Origin of the sequence: Ideonella oryzae, assembly GCF_024055665.1 — a bacterium.
In the GTDB taxonomy this organism is placed as follows: domain Bacteria; phylum Pseudomonadota; class Gammaproteobacteria; order Burkholderiales; family Burkholderiaceae_C; genus Ideonella; species Ideonella oryzae.
Genome location: NZ_JAMXMC010000002.1, coordinates 362,371 through 377,393, shown reverse-complemented (window position 1 = coordinate 377,393; position 15,023 = coordinate 362,371). Strand labels below are relative to the sequence as shown.

The following is a 15,023-nucleotide window of genomic DNA, read 5'->3' as shown; positions in this document are numbered from 1 at the left end:
CCCCGATGAGCGATTCGACCGAACCTGTCATCGTGCACAACGCCGCCGCCTCGCGTTTCGAGACCAAGGTGAACGGCCTGCTCTGCGTGGCCAGCTACCACCTGCACAACGGCGTGATGGACATGGTGCACACCGGCGTGCCCCCGGCCCTGGAGGGCCGCGGCATTGCCGGCCGGTTGGTGGCGGCGGCGCTGGACCATGCGCGCACCCAGGGCTGGAAGGTGCGCCCCAGCTGCAGCTATGTGGCGGTGTACATGCGCCGCCACCCCGAGACGCTGGACCTGCAGGTGCGCTGATCCCCCAGGCGGGGGACACAGCAGGCACCTCAGGGCTCTCCCGGGTACGCGAGTTGCTGGGTGCGGGGAGACACTCCGTTCAGCATTGCAGGAAGTTCCATGTCGTCAGCCCCCCACCCCTTCGGTCCGCTGCCCTGCGTGATCGACGTCGAAGCCTCCGGCTTCGGCCGTGGCAGCTACCCGATCGAGGTCGGTTTCGTGATGCCCGACGGCGAAGCCGTCTGCACCCTGGTCCGCCCCCCGGCCCACTGGACCCACTGGGACGGCCGGGCCGAGCGCCTGCACGGCCTGAACCGCGAGCTGCTGGAGCAGCGCGGGCGGGACCCTGAAGAGGTGGCCCGGCTGCTCAACGAGCGGCTGCGCGGCTGCACTGTCTACTGCGACGGCTGGGCCCATGACTACACTTGGCTGGCCATGCTGTTCGAGGAGGCCGGCCTGCACCCGGCCTTCACCTTGCGCCACCTGCACGAATTGATCGGCGAAGACAACGCCCCCCGCTGGGACCACACCTGCGCCGAGGTGCGGGCGAACCTGCAGCTGACCCGCCACCGCGCCAGCAGCGACGCCCGGGTGCTGCAGCTGGCCCTGGGTCAGCTGCGCCAGCAGCCGGCCACAGCCGGCGCGACCGGCGCCGCCTGAACGCCCACGGCCCGCAGGCCGGGCTCAGACCATCACCGGCTCCATTTCCAGGCGGATGCCGAAACGACCGTAGACGCTCTCCTGGATGGCCAGCGCCAGCGTCTGCACCTCCGAGCCGATGGCGCCTCCCCGGTTGACCAGCACCAGGGCCTGCCTGTCATAGACCCCGGCATGGCCCACGGTCTTGCCCTTCCAGCCGCAGGCGTCGATCAGCCAGCCAGCGGCCAGCTTGAAGCGGCCGTCCTCCAGCAGGTAGTGCACCACATGCGGGTCGCGGGCAATGATGTCGCGGCACTGCTCCGGCGTGACCACCGGGTTCTTGAAGAAGCTGCCCACATTGCCGATCTGGGCCGGATCCGGCAGCTTGGCGCGGCGGATGCTGCAGACCCAGTCGAAGATGGTGCGAGCATCCGGCTGCCGGTTGCCGGTCTCCTCCATTTTGCGCTCCAGGTCCAGGTAGCCCAGCATGGGCTGCCAGGGCTTGGGCAGGCGCAGCCGCACCCGGGTGATCAGACTCTTGCCCGCCAGCGCCCGCTTGAAGATGGAATCGCGGTAGGCGAACTTGCACTGGGCGGCGTTCAGCGTCACCGTCCGGCCCGTCACCAGGTCCACCGTGTCCAGGGACTCGAAGCGGTCTTGCAGCTCCAGCCCATAGGCCCCGATGTTCTGCACCGGCGCCGCCCCCACCGTGCCGGGGATCAGGGCCATGTTCTCCAGGCCGGGCCAGCCCTGGTCCAGGGTCCAGGCCACGGCGTCGTGCCAGCGCTCGCCGGCACCGAACTCGACGATCACCGCGCGGTCCGTCTCGGCCACCAGACGCTGGCCCAGAATCTCGACCTTGAGCACCAGCTCGGGCATGTCGCGGGTGAGAATCACATTGCTGCCGCCACCCAGCACGAACTTGGGCGCCAGGCCCAGTTCGGGGTGGTCCACCACGGCGCGCACGTCGGCTTCGGAGCGGATGCGCACCAACTGGCCGGCCACGGCGGGCAGGCCGAAGGTGTTGTAGGGTTTCAGGCTGACGCCCGGTTCGATTTGCATGGCAGAATTTTCCGCCTTTCCCGTCCTTGTTTTCACCTTCCTTCCGAGCGAAAGAGTTCCCCATGCCCAGTTTCGACGTCTCCCTCAAGCCCGACATGGTCAAGGTGCGCAACGGGGTCGAGAACGCCATCAAGGAAGTCAGCACCCGTTTTGACTTCAAGGGCACCAGCGCCAGCCTGGAGCTCAAGGAGAAGGAAAAGGAGATCCACCTGATCGGCGACAGCGATTTCCAGATCGAGCAGCTCACCGACGTGCTGGTGGGCAAGCTGGTCAAGCAGGGCGTCACCGTCAACTTCATCGACAGGGGCGAGAAGCTCGAGAAGCTCGGCGGCGACAAGCTGCGCCGCACGGACAAGATCAAGGACGGCATCGAGTCCGAGCTGGCCAAGAAGATCACTGGTGCGATCAAGGGCAGCAAGCTCAAGGTGCAGGCCAGCATCCAGGGCGACGAGGTGCGGGTTTCCGGCAAGAACCGCGACGACCTGCAGCTGGCGATCAGCTTCCTGCGCAAGGAATTCGCCGAGCAGCCGCTGACGATGGACAACTTCCGCGATTGATCCAGCGCCTTCCGACCCGCCCCTTGCCTCTTTTGTCCGGCCGTCGCCTGCCGGCCCGGCCATGAAACTCCAGCAGATCCTGTTCTCCCAGGGCTTCGGCACCCGCCGCGCCTGCGCCGGCCTGGTCTACGCCGGCCTGGTCCGCCACGCGGGCCGCGAACTGGACGACCCCGACGAGGACCTGCCCACCGAGGGCCTGGTGCTGAACGTGGAGGGCCGCGACTGGCCCTTCCACGCCCAGGCGCTGGTGATGCTGCACAAGCCTGCCGGGTACGAGTGCTCGCAGAAGCCCAAGCACCACCCCAGCGTGCTGACCCTGCTGCCGCCGCCGTTGCGCCAGCGCGGCGTGCAGCCCATCGGCCGGCTGGACGAGGACACCACGGGCCTGCTGCTGCTGACCGAGGACGGCCGGCTGATCCACAAGCTCACATCGCCCAAGCACCATGTGCCCAAGGTCTACGAGGTGACCTGCAAGCACCCGCTGGCCGCCGATGCGGTCCCTCGCCTGCTGGCCGGCGTGGTGCTGGACGACGACCCCGCCCCGGTGGCCGCGGCCGCCTGCGAGCAGGTGGACGACACCCACCTGCGCCTGACCCTGACCGAAGGCAAGTACCACCAGGTCAAGCGCATGATCGCCGCAGTGGGCAACCGGGTGGAGGCGCTGCACCGCAGCCGCTTCGGCCCGCTGGTCCTGCCGGCCGACCTGGCCCCGGGCCAGTGGTGCTGGATTCCCGGCTGGCCCGCAGAGTGATGGCTGCGCGCCGATAATCCGCCGGTCATGCGAGTCTTCCGAGGTCATCACCCGTCCTTCGCTGCCGGTTCCGGCTGCGCCCTCACCATCGGCAATTTCGACGGCGTGCACCGTGGCCACCAGGCCATGCTGGCCCTGCTGAACAACGAAGCCCGGCTGCGCGGCCTGCGCAGCTGCGTGATGACCTTCGAGCCGCATCCGCGCGACTGGTTCGCCCGCAAGCTGGGCAAGCCCGAGGCCGCGCCGCTGCGCATTGCCACCCTGCGCGACAAGCTGCAGGAGCTGGAGCACTGCGGCGTGGACGATGTGGTGCTGATGCGCTTCGACGACCGCCTGGCCAGTCTGCCGGCCGAGGACTTCATCCGCCAGGTGCTGGTGGAGCAGCTGCGCGCCCGCTATGTGCTGGTGGGCGACGACTTCCGATTCGGCGCCAAGCGAGCGGGCGACTACGCCCTGCTGGACGCCGCGGGCAACGACCTGGGCTTCGATGTCGCCCGGATGATGAGCTACGAGGTGCACGGCCTGCGCGTGTCCAGCTCGGCCGTGCGCGAGGCCCTGGCCGCTGGCGACATGCGTCGCGCCGCGGCCCTGCTGGGCCGGCCTTACAGCATCTCCGGCCATGTGGTGCATGGCCGCAAGCTGGGCCGCGACCTGGGCTTCCGCACCCTGAACCTGCGTTTTCCATCCCACCGGCCTGCGGCCCAGGGCATCTTCGTGGTGCGGGTGCATGGCCTGGGGCCGAGCCCGCTGCCCGGCGTGGCCAGCCTGGGCGTGCGGCCCTCGGTGGAAGACGCCGGCCGCGTGCTGCTGGAGGTGCACTGCCTGAACTGGCCGGCCCACATCGCGCTGGAGGGCGGCTACGCCCGGCTGCTGCGGGTGGAGCTGATGCACAAGCTGCACGACGAGCGCCGCTACCCCTCGCTGGACGCGCTGCGCGAGGGCATCGCCCAGGACGTGGTGGACGCCAAGGCTTGGTGGCGCACCCAGGCCTGAACCTGGGCCGGCCGCTTCGGGCGGGCCCGGCCGTTAGAATCACTGGATGCGCCCCGCTCCCTTCCTGGCCGGCCACCCCCGCGCGCACAGCGCCGTGCGGCGGCAGACCACGCGCGACCGAATTCCGCTCGGCGCGGCCTGAACCCGGCCCCGCCAGCCCTGTCGCGCGGCGCCCGCGGCGCCGTTCCTCCCTTTTCGCCTGCCCCTGCGCGCGGCCCCACGCGCCGTGCGAGACGCCATGACCGACAAGAACCCTGCCCCGAAGAACGACGCCAAGGACAGCGGCGGTGCCTACCGCGCCACGCTGAACATGCCCGACACCCCCTTCCCCATGCGTGGCGACCTGCCCAAGCGCGAGCCGGGCTGGGTGAAGGACTGGAACGAGAGCGGCCTGTACAAGCGCCTGCGCGACGCCCGCCACGGCGCCCCGCTGTTCGTGCTGCACGATGGCCCGCCCTACGCCAACGGCCAGATCCACATGGGCCACGCCGTCAACAAGGTGCTCAAGGACATGATCGTCAAGAGCCGCCAGCTGGCCGGCTTCGACGCCCAGTACATCCCGGGCTGGGACTGCCACGGCCTGCCGATCGAGAACGCGATCGAGAAGAAGCACGGCCGCAATCTGAGCCGCGACGACATGCAGGCCAAGAGCCGTGCCTACGCCACGGAGCAGATCCAGCAGCAGCGCGAGGACTTCAAGCGCCTGGGCGTGCTGGGCGACTGGGAGCGTCCTTACCGCACGATGGACTTCGCCAACGAGGCCGGCGAGATCCGCGCCTTCAAGCGGGTGATCGAACGCGGCTTCGTCTACCGCGGCCTGAAGCCGGTTTACTGGTGCTTCGACTGCGGCAGCTCGCTGGCCGAGTTCGAGATCGAATACGCCGACAAGAAGAGCGACACGCTGGACGTGGCCTTCGAGACCGATGACGCGGATGCGCTGGCCGCCGCCTTCGGCCTGCCGGCGCTGCCCGTGGGCAAGAGTGGCTTCATCGTCATCTGGACCACCACCGCCTGGACCATCCCGGCCAACCAGGCCCTGAACGCCCACCCCGAGCTGAGCTACGCCCTGGTCAACACCCCCAAGGGCTGCCTGGTGCTGGCCGAGGAGCTGGTGGAGAGCTGCCTGCAGCGCTTCGGCCTGGAAGGCCAGGTGCTGGCCACCGCCAAGGGCGAGAAGCTGGGCGGGCTGAACTTCCGCCACCCGCTGTATGACGTGGATGCCGGTGAATCAGGACAAGGTTATCGCCGCCTCTCCCCGGTCTACCTGGCCGACTATGTCTCCGCCAGCGACGGCACCGGCATCGTCCACTCCTCGCCGGCCTACGGTCTGGACGACTTCAACTCCTGCGTCGCCAACGGCCTGAGCTACGACCAGATCCTCAACCCGGTGCAGGGCAACGGCTGCTACGCGGCCGACTTCCCGCTCTTCGGCGGCCTGCACATCTGGAAGGCCATCCCGGTCATCCTGGAGGCGCTGAAGAACGCCGGCCGGCTGATGGCCACCGTGCCCATCACCCACAGCTACCCGCACTGCTGGCGCCACAAGACGCCAGTGATCTACCGCGCCGCCGCGCAGTGGTTCATCCGCATGGACGAAGAGACGCCCGACAGCCGTGGCGTGTTCGTCAAGGACCGCGCCGAGAAGACCCTGCGCCAGATGGCGCTGGAAGCCATCGAGCACACCTCCTTCTACCCGGAGAACGGCCAGGCCCGGCTGCGCGACATGATCGCCAACCGGCCGGACTGGTGCATCTCGCGCCAGCGCAGCTGGGGCGTGCCGGTGCCCTTCTTCCTGCACAAGGACACGGGTGAGCTGCATCCGCGCACGATGGAGATCCTGGACCAGGCCGCCGACATCGTCGAGAAGGGCGGCATCGAGGCCTGGAGCCGCGTGACCGCGGAGGAGATCCTCGGCGCGGCCGACGCCCCGCTCTACACCAAGAGCACCGACATCCTGGAGGTGTGGTTCGACTCGGGTTCGACCTTCTGGCATGTGCTGCGCGGCAGCCACGCCAAGGCCTACCCGAACGGCGACTTCCATGCCGAAGGCCCCGAAGCGGACCTCTACCTGGAAGGCCATGACCAGCACCGCGGCTGGTTCCACAGCTCGCTGCTGCTGGGCTGCGCGCTGTTCGGCCGCGCGCCCTACAAGGGCCTGCTGACCCACGGCTTCACCGTGGACAGCCAGGGCCGCAAGATGAGCAAGAGCCTGGGCAACGGCATCGACCCGCAGGAGGTCAACAAGAAGCTCGGCGCCGAGATCATTCGGCTGTGGGTGGCCGCCAGCGACTACTCCGGCGACATCGCCGGTGACGACAAGATCCTGGCCCGGGTGATCGACGCCTACCGCCGCATCCGCAACACCCTGCGCTTCCTGCTGGCCAACACGGCCGACTTCGACCCGGCCACCGACGCCGTGGCCGACACCGAGCTGCTGGAGATCGACCGCTACGCGCTGGCCCGGGCCGGCGAACTGCAGGCCGAGATCCTGGCCCACTTCGACCGCTACGAGTTCCACCCGGTGGTGTCCAAGCTGCAGGTGTATTGCTCGGAAGACCTGGGGGCCTTCTACCTGGACGTGCTGAAGGACCGGCTCTACACCACGGCGCCCAAGAGCCTGGCCCGCCGCTCGGCCCAGGCCGCACTGTGGCAGATCACCCAGGCCATGCTGCGCTGGATGGCCCCCTTCCTCAGCTTCACCGCCGAAGAAGCCTGGCCGATCATCGCCGGGGCCAAGAACCAGGGCTCGATCTTCTTCGAGACCTTCTGGAAGTTCACGACGCCGGACGAGGCCCTGCTGGCCAAGTGGGGCCGCATCCGCGCCATCCGCGAGCTGGCCAACAAGGAGATCGAGGCCGTGCGCACGGCTGGTGCCGTGGGCGCCTCCCTGCAGGCCACACTGACGATCACCGCCGGCGCCGACGACGCGGCCCTGCTGCGTTCGCTGGGCGAGGACCTGAAGTTCGTCACCATCACCTCCGCCGCCACGGTGGTGGACGGTGCCGAGCTGGCTGTCGCCGTGGCGCCCAGCACCGCCGCCAAGTGCGAGCGCTGCTGGCACTACCGCGAGGACGTGGGCAGCGATGCCGCCCACCCCACGCTGTGCGGCCGCTGCAGCAGCAACCTTTACGGCGCGGGCGAAACCCGCACCGTGGCCTGAGCGGGGGACAGCATGGCCCGCAGCATCAGCAGCGCGCGCAGCAAGTCGTCCGGCGGCGGTACCAACCTGTGGGTCTGGCTGGGCCTGGCCGCGGTGGTCATCCTGCTGGACCAGTTCAGCAAGACGCTGATCCTGGGCTTCTTCGAGTTGGGCGACAGCCACACCGTCACGTCGTTCTTCAACGTGGTGCGGGTGCACAACCCCGGTGCAGCCTTCTCCTTCCTGGCCGGGGCCTCGGGCTGGCAGCGCTGGTTCTTCATCGGCCTGGGCGCGGCCGCCTCCGCCTTCATCGTCTGGATGCTGCGCCGCCACCCCGGCCAGACCCTGTTCTGCTTCGCGGTCAGCATGATCCTGGGTGGTGCGCTGGGCAATGTGATCGACCGGGTCATCCACGGCTATGTGGTCGACTTCATCCAGGTCCACTACGCCGGGCGCTACTTCCCCTCCTTCAACCTGGCCGACAGCGCTATCACGCTGGGGGCCATCTGCCTGGTCCTGGACGAGCTGCGCCGCGTGCGCAAAGCCTGAGCCCCGGTCGCGCAGCGGCCGGACGGTAGACTGGCCCCATGCTGCTCGAGACCATCGACACCGCCCGCGACCTGGGGCGGCTGAAGACCATCGCCGGGGTGCTGATCCGCCATGGCCTGGGCGACCTGGTGCGCCGCTGGGGCCTGGCCGACACGCTGGACCGCGCCGGCCACCGCCTGCACTGGGAAGGCGCAGCCGACCTGGCCCGCCTGCCCCCGCCGGTGCAGCTGCGCAAGGCCCTGGAGGAGCTCGGGCCCACCTTCGTCAAGCTCGGGCAAATCCTGGCCGGCCGCGCCGACCTGCTCGACGCGGAATGGATCCACGAGCTGGAACAGTTGCACAGCCAGGTACCGGCCCTGCCGCTGGACCAGCTGCGGCCCCAACTGGTGCAGGACCTGGGTGGCGAGCCGGAGGAAGTCTTCGCCGGCTTCGACCCCGAGCCCATGGCGGCGGCCTCCATCGCCCAGGTGCACCGGGCCACGCTCAAGGACGGCACCGAGGTCGTCGTCAAGATCCGCCGCCCGGGCATCGACGCCATCATCGAATCGGACCTGCGTCTGCTGGAGCGCTTTGCCGGCATCGCCGAGAAGCAGGTGCCCGCCCTCAAGCCCTACCGCCCGCAGAACCTGGTGCGGGAGTTCGGCCGCTCGCTGCGCCGTGAGCTGGACCTGGCGGCCGAATGCCACAACGCCGAGCGCATCGCCACCAACCTGATGCCGCTGGGCTTTGTCGTGATCCCGGCCGTGCATTGGGAACACACCAGCGCTCGCCTCAACGTGCAGACGCTGATCCAGGGCACACCCGGCACCGACCTGGCCCGGGTGGAGGCCGAGGGCATGGACAAGGTGCTGCTGGCCAAGCGCGGCGCCCAGGCCGTGATGAAGATGATCGTCGAGGACGGCTTCTTCCATGCCGACCCGCACCCCGGCAACGTCTTCTACCTGCCGGACAACCGGCTGGCCTTCATCGACTTCGGCATGGTCGGCCGGCTCTCGTCACGCCGGCGCGAGGAGCTGCTGCAGCTGCTGCTGGGCCTGGTGCAGCGCCGCCCCCAGGCCGTGGCCGATGTGCTGATGGACTGGGCCGGTGCCGAGGCCAATGTGCAGCTCAACCAGCTCGAGGCGGAGATCGAGGAATTCGTCGACCAGTACCACGGCACGCCGCTGGCCCAGCTGAGCCTGGGCCAGATGCTGACCGACGTGACCGCCATCCTGCGCGAGCACAGCCTGGCCCTGCCGGCCGACCTGGCGCTGCTGATCAAGGCCTTCATCTCGCTGGAGGGCATGGGCCGCGCACTGGACCCGGACTTCCACATGGCCCAGGAAGCCCTGCCCCTGCTGCGCCAGGTGGTGCGGGCCCGCTACCAGCCCAAGGCCCTGGCCAGCCGCGGCCTGCAATCGCTGCAGCGGGTCTTCCAGCTGGCCGAGCAGCTGCCGCACGACATCTCGCGCCTGCTGCGCAGTGCGCGCCGAGGGCAGCTCAACATCAACATCGAGGTGCAGTCGCTGCAGCGGGTGGGCGACCAGCTCGACCGCGCCGCCAGCCGGCTTTCAGTGGCGCTGGTGATCGCCGCCCTGATCATCGGCTCGTCCATCGTCATGACGGTGCACAGCGGCCCGCAGCTGCTGGGCCTGCCGGCCTTCGGCCTGATGGGCTTCGTCGGTGCCGCCCTCGGGGCCTTCTGGCTGGTGCGTTCGATCATCCGCAGCCGAAGGCACCTGGACGACGAGTGAAGGCCTGTGCGGCCTCGGCAGCCGGCTGACGCCCTCGTCACCCGGGTTGCTGCGGACAGGGCTCTCCCGCTCTCCAACCCCGCGCCAGCGGCGTAGGGTACGGGGACAGGAGGGTTTGCATATGCCACAGGTTGAACACCACCCTGGAGTCTCCTTCGGTGCCGCCGCAGCGGCATCCACCACGGCGCCACGGCCGCTGCCGGCCTCCACCGGCTCGCCGGTGCTGCGACAGCTGCCGCTGTCCGCCCCCTTTCGCTGGCTGCTGATGGGCTGGCGCGACTTCAACGAGTGCCCGGCGATCGGCCTGTTCTACGGGACCGCCTTCATGGCCATGGGCTGGCTGCTGCTCTCGGTCTTCCACCATGCGCCGGCCTACACGCTGGCCCTGTCCGCCGGCTTCCTGCTGCTGGGGCCCTGCCTGTGCCTGGGCATCTACCAGGCCAGCCGCTCCCTGCACCTGGGCGAGACGCCCGACCTGGGCCGCTCCCTGCTGGCCTGGGAGACGCGCACCGGGCAACTGGCCATCTTCGGCTTCGTGCTGCTGATCCTCGAGATGCTCTGGGGCCGGGCCTCGCTGATCGTCTTCGCGGTCAGCTTCGACGGGATGCCCGACTTCAAGGGCTCGCTGACAGCCCTGCTCAACCCCGAGAACATCGAGTTCGCCATCACCTACCTGTCGGTGGCGGCCGTGTTCGGCGGCCTGATCTTCGCGGTGAGCGCCATCTCCATCCCCATGCTGCTGGACCGGGACACCGACGCGGTGACCGCCGGTCTGACCAGCCTGCGCCTGGTGCTGGGCCAGCCCCTGGTGATGCTGCTGTGGGCACTGCTGCTGATGGTGCTGGTGGTGGTCGCCATGCTGCCGTGGTTTGCCGGCCTGCTGGTGGTGGCGCCGGTGCTGGGTCACGCCAGTTGGCACGCCTACCGCGAAGCGGTGCTGCCGGAAGCCGAAGAGGACGGCTCGGCAGACCCGGACTGAGCCTGGCGACCGCCCTCCGAGCGGGGGTTGAGGCAAGATGACGGCATGTCGCTTGCCCCCGATGCCCCCTGCCCCTGCGGCCGCCTGTCACCGGACACCCGGAAGGCGCCCCTGCTTTACCGCGACTGCTGCGGCCGCTGGCACGAGGGTCCGTCCCATCTGCAGGCCCCGGATGCCGAAAGCCTGATGCGCTCCCGCTACAGCGCCTATGTGCTGGGCCTGCACGATTACCTGCGGGACACCTGGCACCCCGACACGCGCCCCACCGCCCTGGCGCCCGACGAACCGGGCCTGCGCTGGCTGGGCCTGGAGGTGCGCAGGCTCCTCCAGCAGGACGACGACCACGCCATGGTCGAATTCGTGGCCCGCTGCAAGCTGGGCGGACGGGCCCAGCGCCTGCACGAGTGCAGCCGCTTCGAGCGCGATGCCCAGGGCCATTGGCTGTACCTCGACGGGGCCTTCCCCGACTGAATGCTGCCGCCCATCCTGTACCGGGACGAGGACCTGCTGGTGGTCCACAAGCCCGCCGGCTTGCTGGTGCACCGGACCACCCTGGACTGGCATGAGCATGACAGCGTGCTGGACCGCCTGCGCCAAGGCCTGCCCGTCGACGAAGCGGCCCATCTGGCGCCCGCCCACCGACTGGACAAGGGCACCTCGGGCCTGCTGGTCTTCACCCGCCACGCCCAGGCCGCACGCCGCATGGGCGAACTGTTCGAGACCGGTCAGGTCCACAAGCGCTACCTGGCCCTGGTGCGCGGCTGGCCGGCGCCCGAAGGCAGCTGCGAGCATCCGCTGGCCCGCGACCCGGAGCGTCCAAGCCAGGGCCAGGTTCTGCTGCCCGCCCTCACCCACTTTCGCCGGCTGGCCCGTGTGGAGTGGCCGTTGGGGGTGGATGGCCGCTTCCCCACCGCGCGTTACGCCCTGGTCGAGGCGCTGCCACAGACCGGTCGCCGGCACCAGATCCGGCGCCACTTCAAGCACCTGGCCCATCCGCTGATCGGCGACGCCACCCATGGCAAGGGCCCGCACAACCGGGCCGTGGCCGCCTGGACCGGCACGACCCGGCTGTGGCTTCTGGCTCATCACCTGAGCCTTCCACATCCTGCCACGGGGCGTCCCCTGACACTGCATGCCGCGGCCGAGCAGGAATGGGGGGCCCTGCTGGACCGCGGAAACTGGGCCATCGACGACGAAGCGACCCTGGCAGGGATCATGGCCCCAGCGAGCCCCCACCGCCCCTGAGGCCGAGCCCCCCAGGCGACAATGCCTGCCCGCTGTCTTTGCGGACGGACCCCACGAGGCTCCGTCGCCGCTCCATGCAAAACGGTCTGCTTGCCGCCGCCCTGGCCTATGTCATCTGGGGCCTGTTCCCGCTCTACTTTCATCAGCTCAGCCAGATTAGCGCCTTCGAACTCGTCCTGCATCGCACGCTCTGGGCACTGGGCTTCCTGCTCCTGGTGCTGGCTTGGCGCAAGCAGTGGCAATGGCTGAGCAATGCTTTTCGCCAGCCCAGGGTGCTGATCCTGTACGCCACCAGCGCCACCCTGCTGTCGGTCAACTGGCTCATCTATGTCTGGGCGGTCAACAACCAGCATGTGCTGGAGGCCAGCCTGGGCTATTTCATCAATCCACTGGTGAATGTGCTGCTGGGCGTGCTGGTGCTGCGGGAGCGGCCCCGGCCCGCGCAGTGGGCTGCGCTGGCCTTGGCGGCGGGTGCCGTGCTGTGGATGAGCTGGCACACCGGCGCACCTCCCTGGATCGCACTGGCACTGGCGCTGACCTTCGGCGTGTACGGGCTCATCAAGAAGACCGCACCGCTCGATGCCCTCGAGGGCCTGACGCTGGAGACCCTGCTGCTGGCCACCGTCGCGGCCCCCGTCCTGCTGGCCTGGGATCTGGGCGGCCACAGCGCGCTGGCGGGCGCCCCGACCAGCCTGTGGGCCTGGCTGCTGTTGGCGGGCCCCATCACCGCCGTGCCCCTGCTGCTGTTCGGACACGGCGCGCGCCGCATTCCGCTGGGCACCCTCGGACTGCTGCAATACATCAGCCCCTCACTGCAGTTCCTGCTGGGCGTCTGGCTGTTCCACGAGCCGCTGCAGGCGGCCCGGCTGACCGGCTTCGCGCTCATCTGGCTGGCCCTGCTGCTCTACAGCGGCGAAACCCTCTGGCGGGCACGCCGGCTGTCTCGCCCAGCCTGATGCCTGCGCGGCGCTTGCACCGCGATCGCGCGGCTTGCCCTAACCCTGGGCGGCCATGCTATGATTTCAAGCTTCTGGGGACGTAGCTCAGCTGGGAGAGCGTCGCGTTCGCAATGCGAAGGTCGGGAGTTCGATCCTCCTCGTCTCCACCAAGAACCGCACAGGGGTTGCACCGAAAGGCCGCAACCCCTTTGTCTTTGGGAGAACGACCCGTCCAAAGGCGTTCTGCGGGCGTTCTGCGAGCTTGGGATAGGCAAACCTGCCGACAGGTCACCATACTGGTGCAGCGCGCTGGCACAGAACTCGCTGGGGTGATCCACTACCGCGATGCCTCTCGAGCAAGCAAGACTCGGAGAAACAAGGGCCCAACGCTTCAATTTGTTTACTTTTGGAGCGTTTACCCAAACCTTCTAAGGGTCTGGCCTCGGTAAGGTGGATGAAGTTGGGCGCTATAGTGGCGCCTTTTGGTGGCCCACAAGGCTGCCGTCGATGAAAGACAGCGCCGCAAGGCGACTGGAGGATACGAGTGGATTTCGCTGAATCGCAGCGCCGCCCGGGCAAGCACCCTGTGGGGCTGATCATCGTGATCGTGCTGCACGTGTTGCTGGGCTGGGCCTTGCTCAGTGGCCTGGCCCGCAAGGTGGTCGAGGTCGTGAAGGCCCCGATCGAGACCAAGATCATCGAGGAGGTCAAGCCGCCACCGCCGCCACCGCCCGAGAATCTGCCGCCGCCTCCCAAGAACCTGCCCCCGCCGCCGGCCTTTGTGCCGCCGCCTGAAGTGCAGGTCGCTCAACCGCAGGCGCCGACGATCACCACCACGAACGTGCAACCGCCGCCACAAGAGGTGAAGATCAGCCAGGCCGCCCCGGCCGTGCAAGCGCCACCCGCGCCGGCGGCTCCGCGCGCCGCGCGCCCTGCCATCGCAGACATCTCGGCCTGCGCGCCCAAGGGGTCTGATTACCCCGTGGCCGCGGCCCGCGCCCAGGCCACCGGCACCACCCGCGTGCGCTTCACCGTGGACGCCGAGGGCAAACTGGCCAAGGCAGAGATCGTCAAGTCCGCCGGACCCAGCCGCGAGCACCGCATGCTCGATCGCATCGCGGTCGACAAGCTCAGCGAATGCAAGTTCCGCCCGGGCGTGGACGAGAACGGTCACCCGGCGGGTGGCACGTTCGAGGCCGAGTACGTCTGGACCCTGCAGTAAACCTTCTTTTTTGAACCGCCCCTCCGCTCGGCGACCCGCCGGTGTGACGGGCCTCCCCCCCTCCCCCTGGATACCCCTTGGAGTGAACATGTCCTTTCTGAAGCTTCTGCGCGCGCCCCTCGTGGCAGCCACCATCGCCTTCACCGGCACCCTGCCGCTGGCCGCTCTGGCGCAGGAGACCGCCGCTTCCGCTCCGGCCGAGGCCAGCGCCCCGACCGACGTCACCGCCCCCGCCCCTGGCTCGGTGCCCACGCCCGAGACCAAGAAGGAAACGATCGACAACCCCTACGGCCTGGACGCGCTGTGGAGCCAGGGCGACTTCGTGGCCCGCGGCACGCTGATCATCATGATCCTGATGTCGATGGGCAGTTGGTACATCATCTTCACCAAGCTCTGGGAACAGCACAAGATGTTCAAGAGCGCCGGTTCGGTGGGCGAGGACTTCTGGAAGTCGGGCTCGATCAAGGCCGGCGCCGCCAAGCTGGATGACGGTTCCGCCTTCCGCTTCGTGGCCGACCAAGGCATCAAGGCGGCCGAGCACCATGAAGGCACGCTGGTCGACAACATCGACCTGCACACCTGGATCGGCATGAGCGTCGAGCGCGCCGTGGGCAACATCAACAGCCGCCTGCAAGATGGTCTGGCCTTCCTGGCCACCGTCGGCTCCACCGCTCCGTTCGTCGGCCTGTTCGGTACCGTGTGGGGCATCTATCACGCCCTGACCGCCATCGGCATCTCCGGCCAGGCCTCCATCGACAAGGTGGCTGGTCCCGTGGGTGAAGCCCTGATCATGACCGCCTTCGGCCTGGCCGTCGCCGTGCCCGCGGTGATGGGCTACAACTGGCTGATCCGCCGCAACAAATCGGTGATGGAAAAGGTCCGCGCCTTCTCGGGCGACGTGCACAACGTGCTGCTGTCCGGCAAGAAGTGATTTTCCTGGG

15 protein-coding genes and 1 tRNA gene are annotated in these 15,023 nt (G+C 68.8%); 15 read left to right on the top strand and 1 reads right to left on the bottom strand.

The window, feature by feature from the left end; all coding sequences use genetic code 11:
• The first annotated feature begins 5 nt into the window (after positions 1-5).
• Both M0L44_RS04435 and M0L44_RS04430 read left to right on the top strand, forming a co-directional pair.
• Positions 6-296, top strand: coding sequence for a GNAT family N-acetyltransferase (locus M0L44_RS04435; RefSeq protein ID WP_252768452.1), 291 nt, complete (start codon positions 6-8; stop codon positions 294-296).
• Between the two features lie 99 nt (positions 297-395).
• Entirely contained in the window at positions 396-935 is a 540-nt protein-coding gene (locus tag M0L44_RS04430; RefSeq protein ID WP_252768451.1) for a 3'-5' exonuclease, read from the top strand.
• Between the two features lie 24 nt (positions 936-959).
• Here the strand turns inward: M0L44_RS04430 and murB are convergent, their stop codons facing one another.
• On the bottom strand, positions 960-1,976 hold the full coding sequence (murB, locus tag M0L44_RS04425; RefSeq protein WP_252768450.1) for a UDP-N-acetylmuramate dehydrogenase: 1,017 nt from the start codon (positions 1,974-1,976) through the stop codon (positions 960-962).
• Positions 1,977-2,038: 62 nt separating this feature from the next.
• Here murB and M0L44_RS04420 point away from each other — a divergent pair, with 62 nt between their 5' ends.
• The 13 genes from M0L44_RS04420 to M0L44_RS04360 all read left to right on the top strand — a co-directional run bounded on the left by M0L44_RS04420 (position 2,039) and on the right by M0L44_RS04360 (position 15,013).
• The gene (locus M0L44_RS04420; protein WP_252768449.1) at positions 2,039-2,533 is read left to right on the top strand and encodes a YajQ family cyclic di-GMP-binding protein; all 495 of its coding nucleotides are present in this window, start codon (positions 2,039-2,041) and stop codon (positions 2,531-2,533) included.
• Between the two features lie 61 nt (positions 2,534-2,594).
• Positions 2,595-3,284 (top strand): 16S rRNA pseudouridine(516) synthase, encoded by a 690-nt coding sequence (locus M0L44_RS04415; protein ID WP_252768448.1) that lies wholly within the window; start codon positions 2,595-2,597, stop codon positions 3,282-3,284.
• A gap of 27 nt (positions 3,285-3,311) precedes the next feature.
• Positions 3,312-4,277: a bifunctional riboflavin kinase/FAD synthetase gene (locus M0L44_RS04410; RefSeq protein WP_252768447.1), complete on the top strand. Its 966-nt coding sequence runs from the start codon at positions 3,312-3,314 to the stop codon at positions 4,275-4,277.
• A 238-nt stretch (positions 4,278-4,515) separates the two neighbouring features.
• A complete protein-coding gene (gene ileS, locus M0L44_RS04405) occupies positions 4,516-7,437 on the top strand; it encodes an isoleucine--tRNA ligase (protein WP_252768446.1) in 2,922 nt (973 codons plus the stop codon).
• A gap of 12 nt (positions 7,438-7,449) precedes the next feature.
• Complete coding sequence (gene lspA, locus M0L44_RS04400; RefSeq protein ID WP_252768445.1) at positions 7,450-7,965, top strand: signal peptidase II; 516 nt, start codon at positions 7,450-7,452, stop codon at positions 7,963-7,965.
• 38 nt (positions 7,966-8,003) lie between these two features.
• Positions 8,004-9,698 carry an ABC1 kinase family protein gene (locus tag M0L44_RS04395; protein WP_252768444.1) on the top strand — a complete coding sequence of 565 codons (1,695 nt, stop codon included), beginning with the start codon at positions 8,004-8,006 and terminating at the stop codon, positions 9,696-9,698.
• Between the two features lie 121 nt (positions 9,699-9,819).
• Positions 9,820-10,677 (top strand): DUF2189 domain-containing protein, encoded by an 858-nt coding sequence (locus tag M0L44_RS04390; protein ID WP_252768443.1) that lies wholly within the window; start codon positions 9,820-9,822, stop codon positions 10,675-10,677.
• A gap of 45 nt (positions 10,678-10,722) precedes the next feature.
• Positions 10,723-11,148, top strand: a complete 426-nt coding sequence (locus M0L44_RS04385; protein ID WP_252768442.1) for a YchJ family protein — start codon at positions 10,723-10,725, stop codon at positions 11,146-11,148.
• Positions 11,149-11,922 (top strand): pseudouridine synthase, encoded by a 774-nt coding sequence (locus M0L44_RS04380; protein ID WP_252768441.1) that lies wholly within the window; start codon positions 11,149-11,151, stop codon positions 11,920-11,922.
• Positions 11,923-11,996: 74 nt separating this feature from the next.
• Positions 11,997-12,878: an EamA family transporter RarD gene (gene rarD / locus M0L44_RS04375; RefSeq protein WP_252768440.1), complete on the top strand. Its 882-nt coding sequence runs from the start codon at positions 11,997-11,999 to the stop codon at positions 12,876-12,878.
• A gap of 76 nt (positions 12,879-12,954) precedes the next feature.
• Positions 12,955-13,030: transfer RNA gene (locus M0L44_RS04370), tRNA-Ala, on the top strand.
• A gap of 374 nt (positions 13,031-13,404) precedes the next feature.
• On the top strand, positions 13,405-14,082 hold the full coding sequence (locus tag M0L44_RS04365) for an energy transducer TonB (RefSeq protein ID WP_252768439.1): 678 nt from the start codon (positions 13,405-13,407) through the stop codon (positions 14,080-14,082).
• 88 nt (positions 14,083-14,170) lie between these two features.
• Positions 14,171-15,013 carry a MotA/TolQ/ExbB proton channel family protein gene (locus tag M0L44_RS04360; RefSeq protein WP_252768438.1) on the top strand — a complete coding sequence of 281 codons (843 nt, stop codon included), beginning with the start codon at positions 14,171-14,173 and terminating at the stop codon, positions 15,011-15,013.
• The last annotated feature ends 10 nt before the right edge of the window (positions 15,014-15,023 follow it).

Bases quoted from the DNA above. Each gene is read 5' to 3' on its own strand.
- M0L44_RS04435 (WP_252768452.1), top strand. From the start codon at position 6: ATGAGCGATTCGACCGAACCTGTCATCGTGCACAACGCCGCCGCCTCG.
- M0L44_RS04430 (WP_252768451.1), top strand. From the start codon at position 396: ATGTCGTCAGCCCCCCACCCCTTCGGTCCGCTGCCCTGCGTGATCGAC.
- murB (WP_252768450.1), bottom strand. From the start codon at position 1,976: ATGCAAATCGAACCGGGCGTCAGCCTGAAACCCTACAACACCTTCGGC.
- M0L44_RS04420 (WP_252768449.1), top strand. From the start codon at position 2,039: ATGCCCAGTTTCGACGTCTCCCTCAAGCCCGACATGGTCAAGGTGCGC.
- M0L44_RS04415 (WP_252768448.1), top strand. From the start codon at position 2,595: ATGAAACTCCAGCAGATCCTGTTCTCCCAGGGCTTCGGCACCCGCCGC.
- M0L44_RS04410 (WP_252768447.1), top strand. From the start codon at position 3,312: ATGCGAGTCTTCCGAGGTCATCACCCGTCCTTCGCTGCCGGTTCCGGC.
- ileS (WP_252768446.1), top strand. From the start codon at position 4,516: ATGACCGACAAGAACCCTGCCCCGAAGAACGACGCCAAGGACAGCGGC.
- lspA (WP_252768445.1), top strand. From the start codon at position 7,450: ATGGCCCGCAGCATCAGCAGCGCGCGCAGCAAGTCGTCCGGCGGCGGT.
- M0L44_RS04395 (WP_252768444.1), top strand. From the start codon at position 8,004: ATGCTGCTCGAGACCATCGACACCGCCCGCGACCTGGGGCGGCTGAAG.
- M0L44_RS04390 (WP_252768443.1), top strand. From the start codon at position 9,820: ATGCCACAGGTTGAACACCACCCTGGAGTCTCCTTCGGTGCCGCCGCA.
- M0L44_RS04385 (WP_252768442.1), top strand. From the start codon at position 10,723: ATGTCGCTTGCCCCCGATGCCCCCTGCCCCTGCGGCCGCCTGTCACCG.
- M0L44_RS04380 (WP_252768441.1), top strand. From the start codon at position 11,149: ATGCTGCCGCCCATCCTGTACCGGGACGAGGACCTGCTGGTGGTCCAC.
- rarD (WP_252768440.1), top strand. From the start codon at position 11,997: ATGCAAAACGGTCTGCTTGCCGCCGCCCTGGCCTATGTCATCTGGGGC.
- M0L44_RS04360 (WP_252768438.1), top strand. From the start codon at position 14,171: ATGTCCTTTCTGAAGCTTCTGCGCGCGCCCCTCGTGGCAGCCACCATC.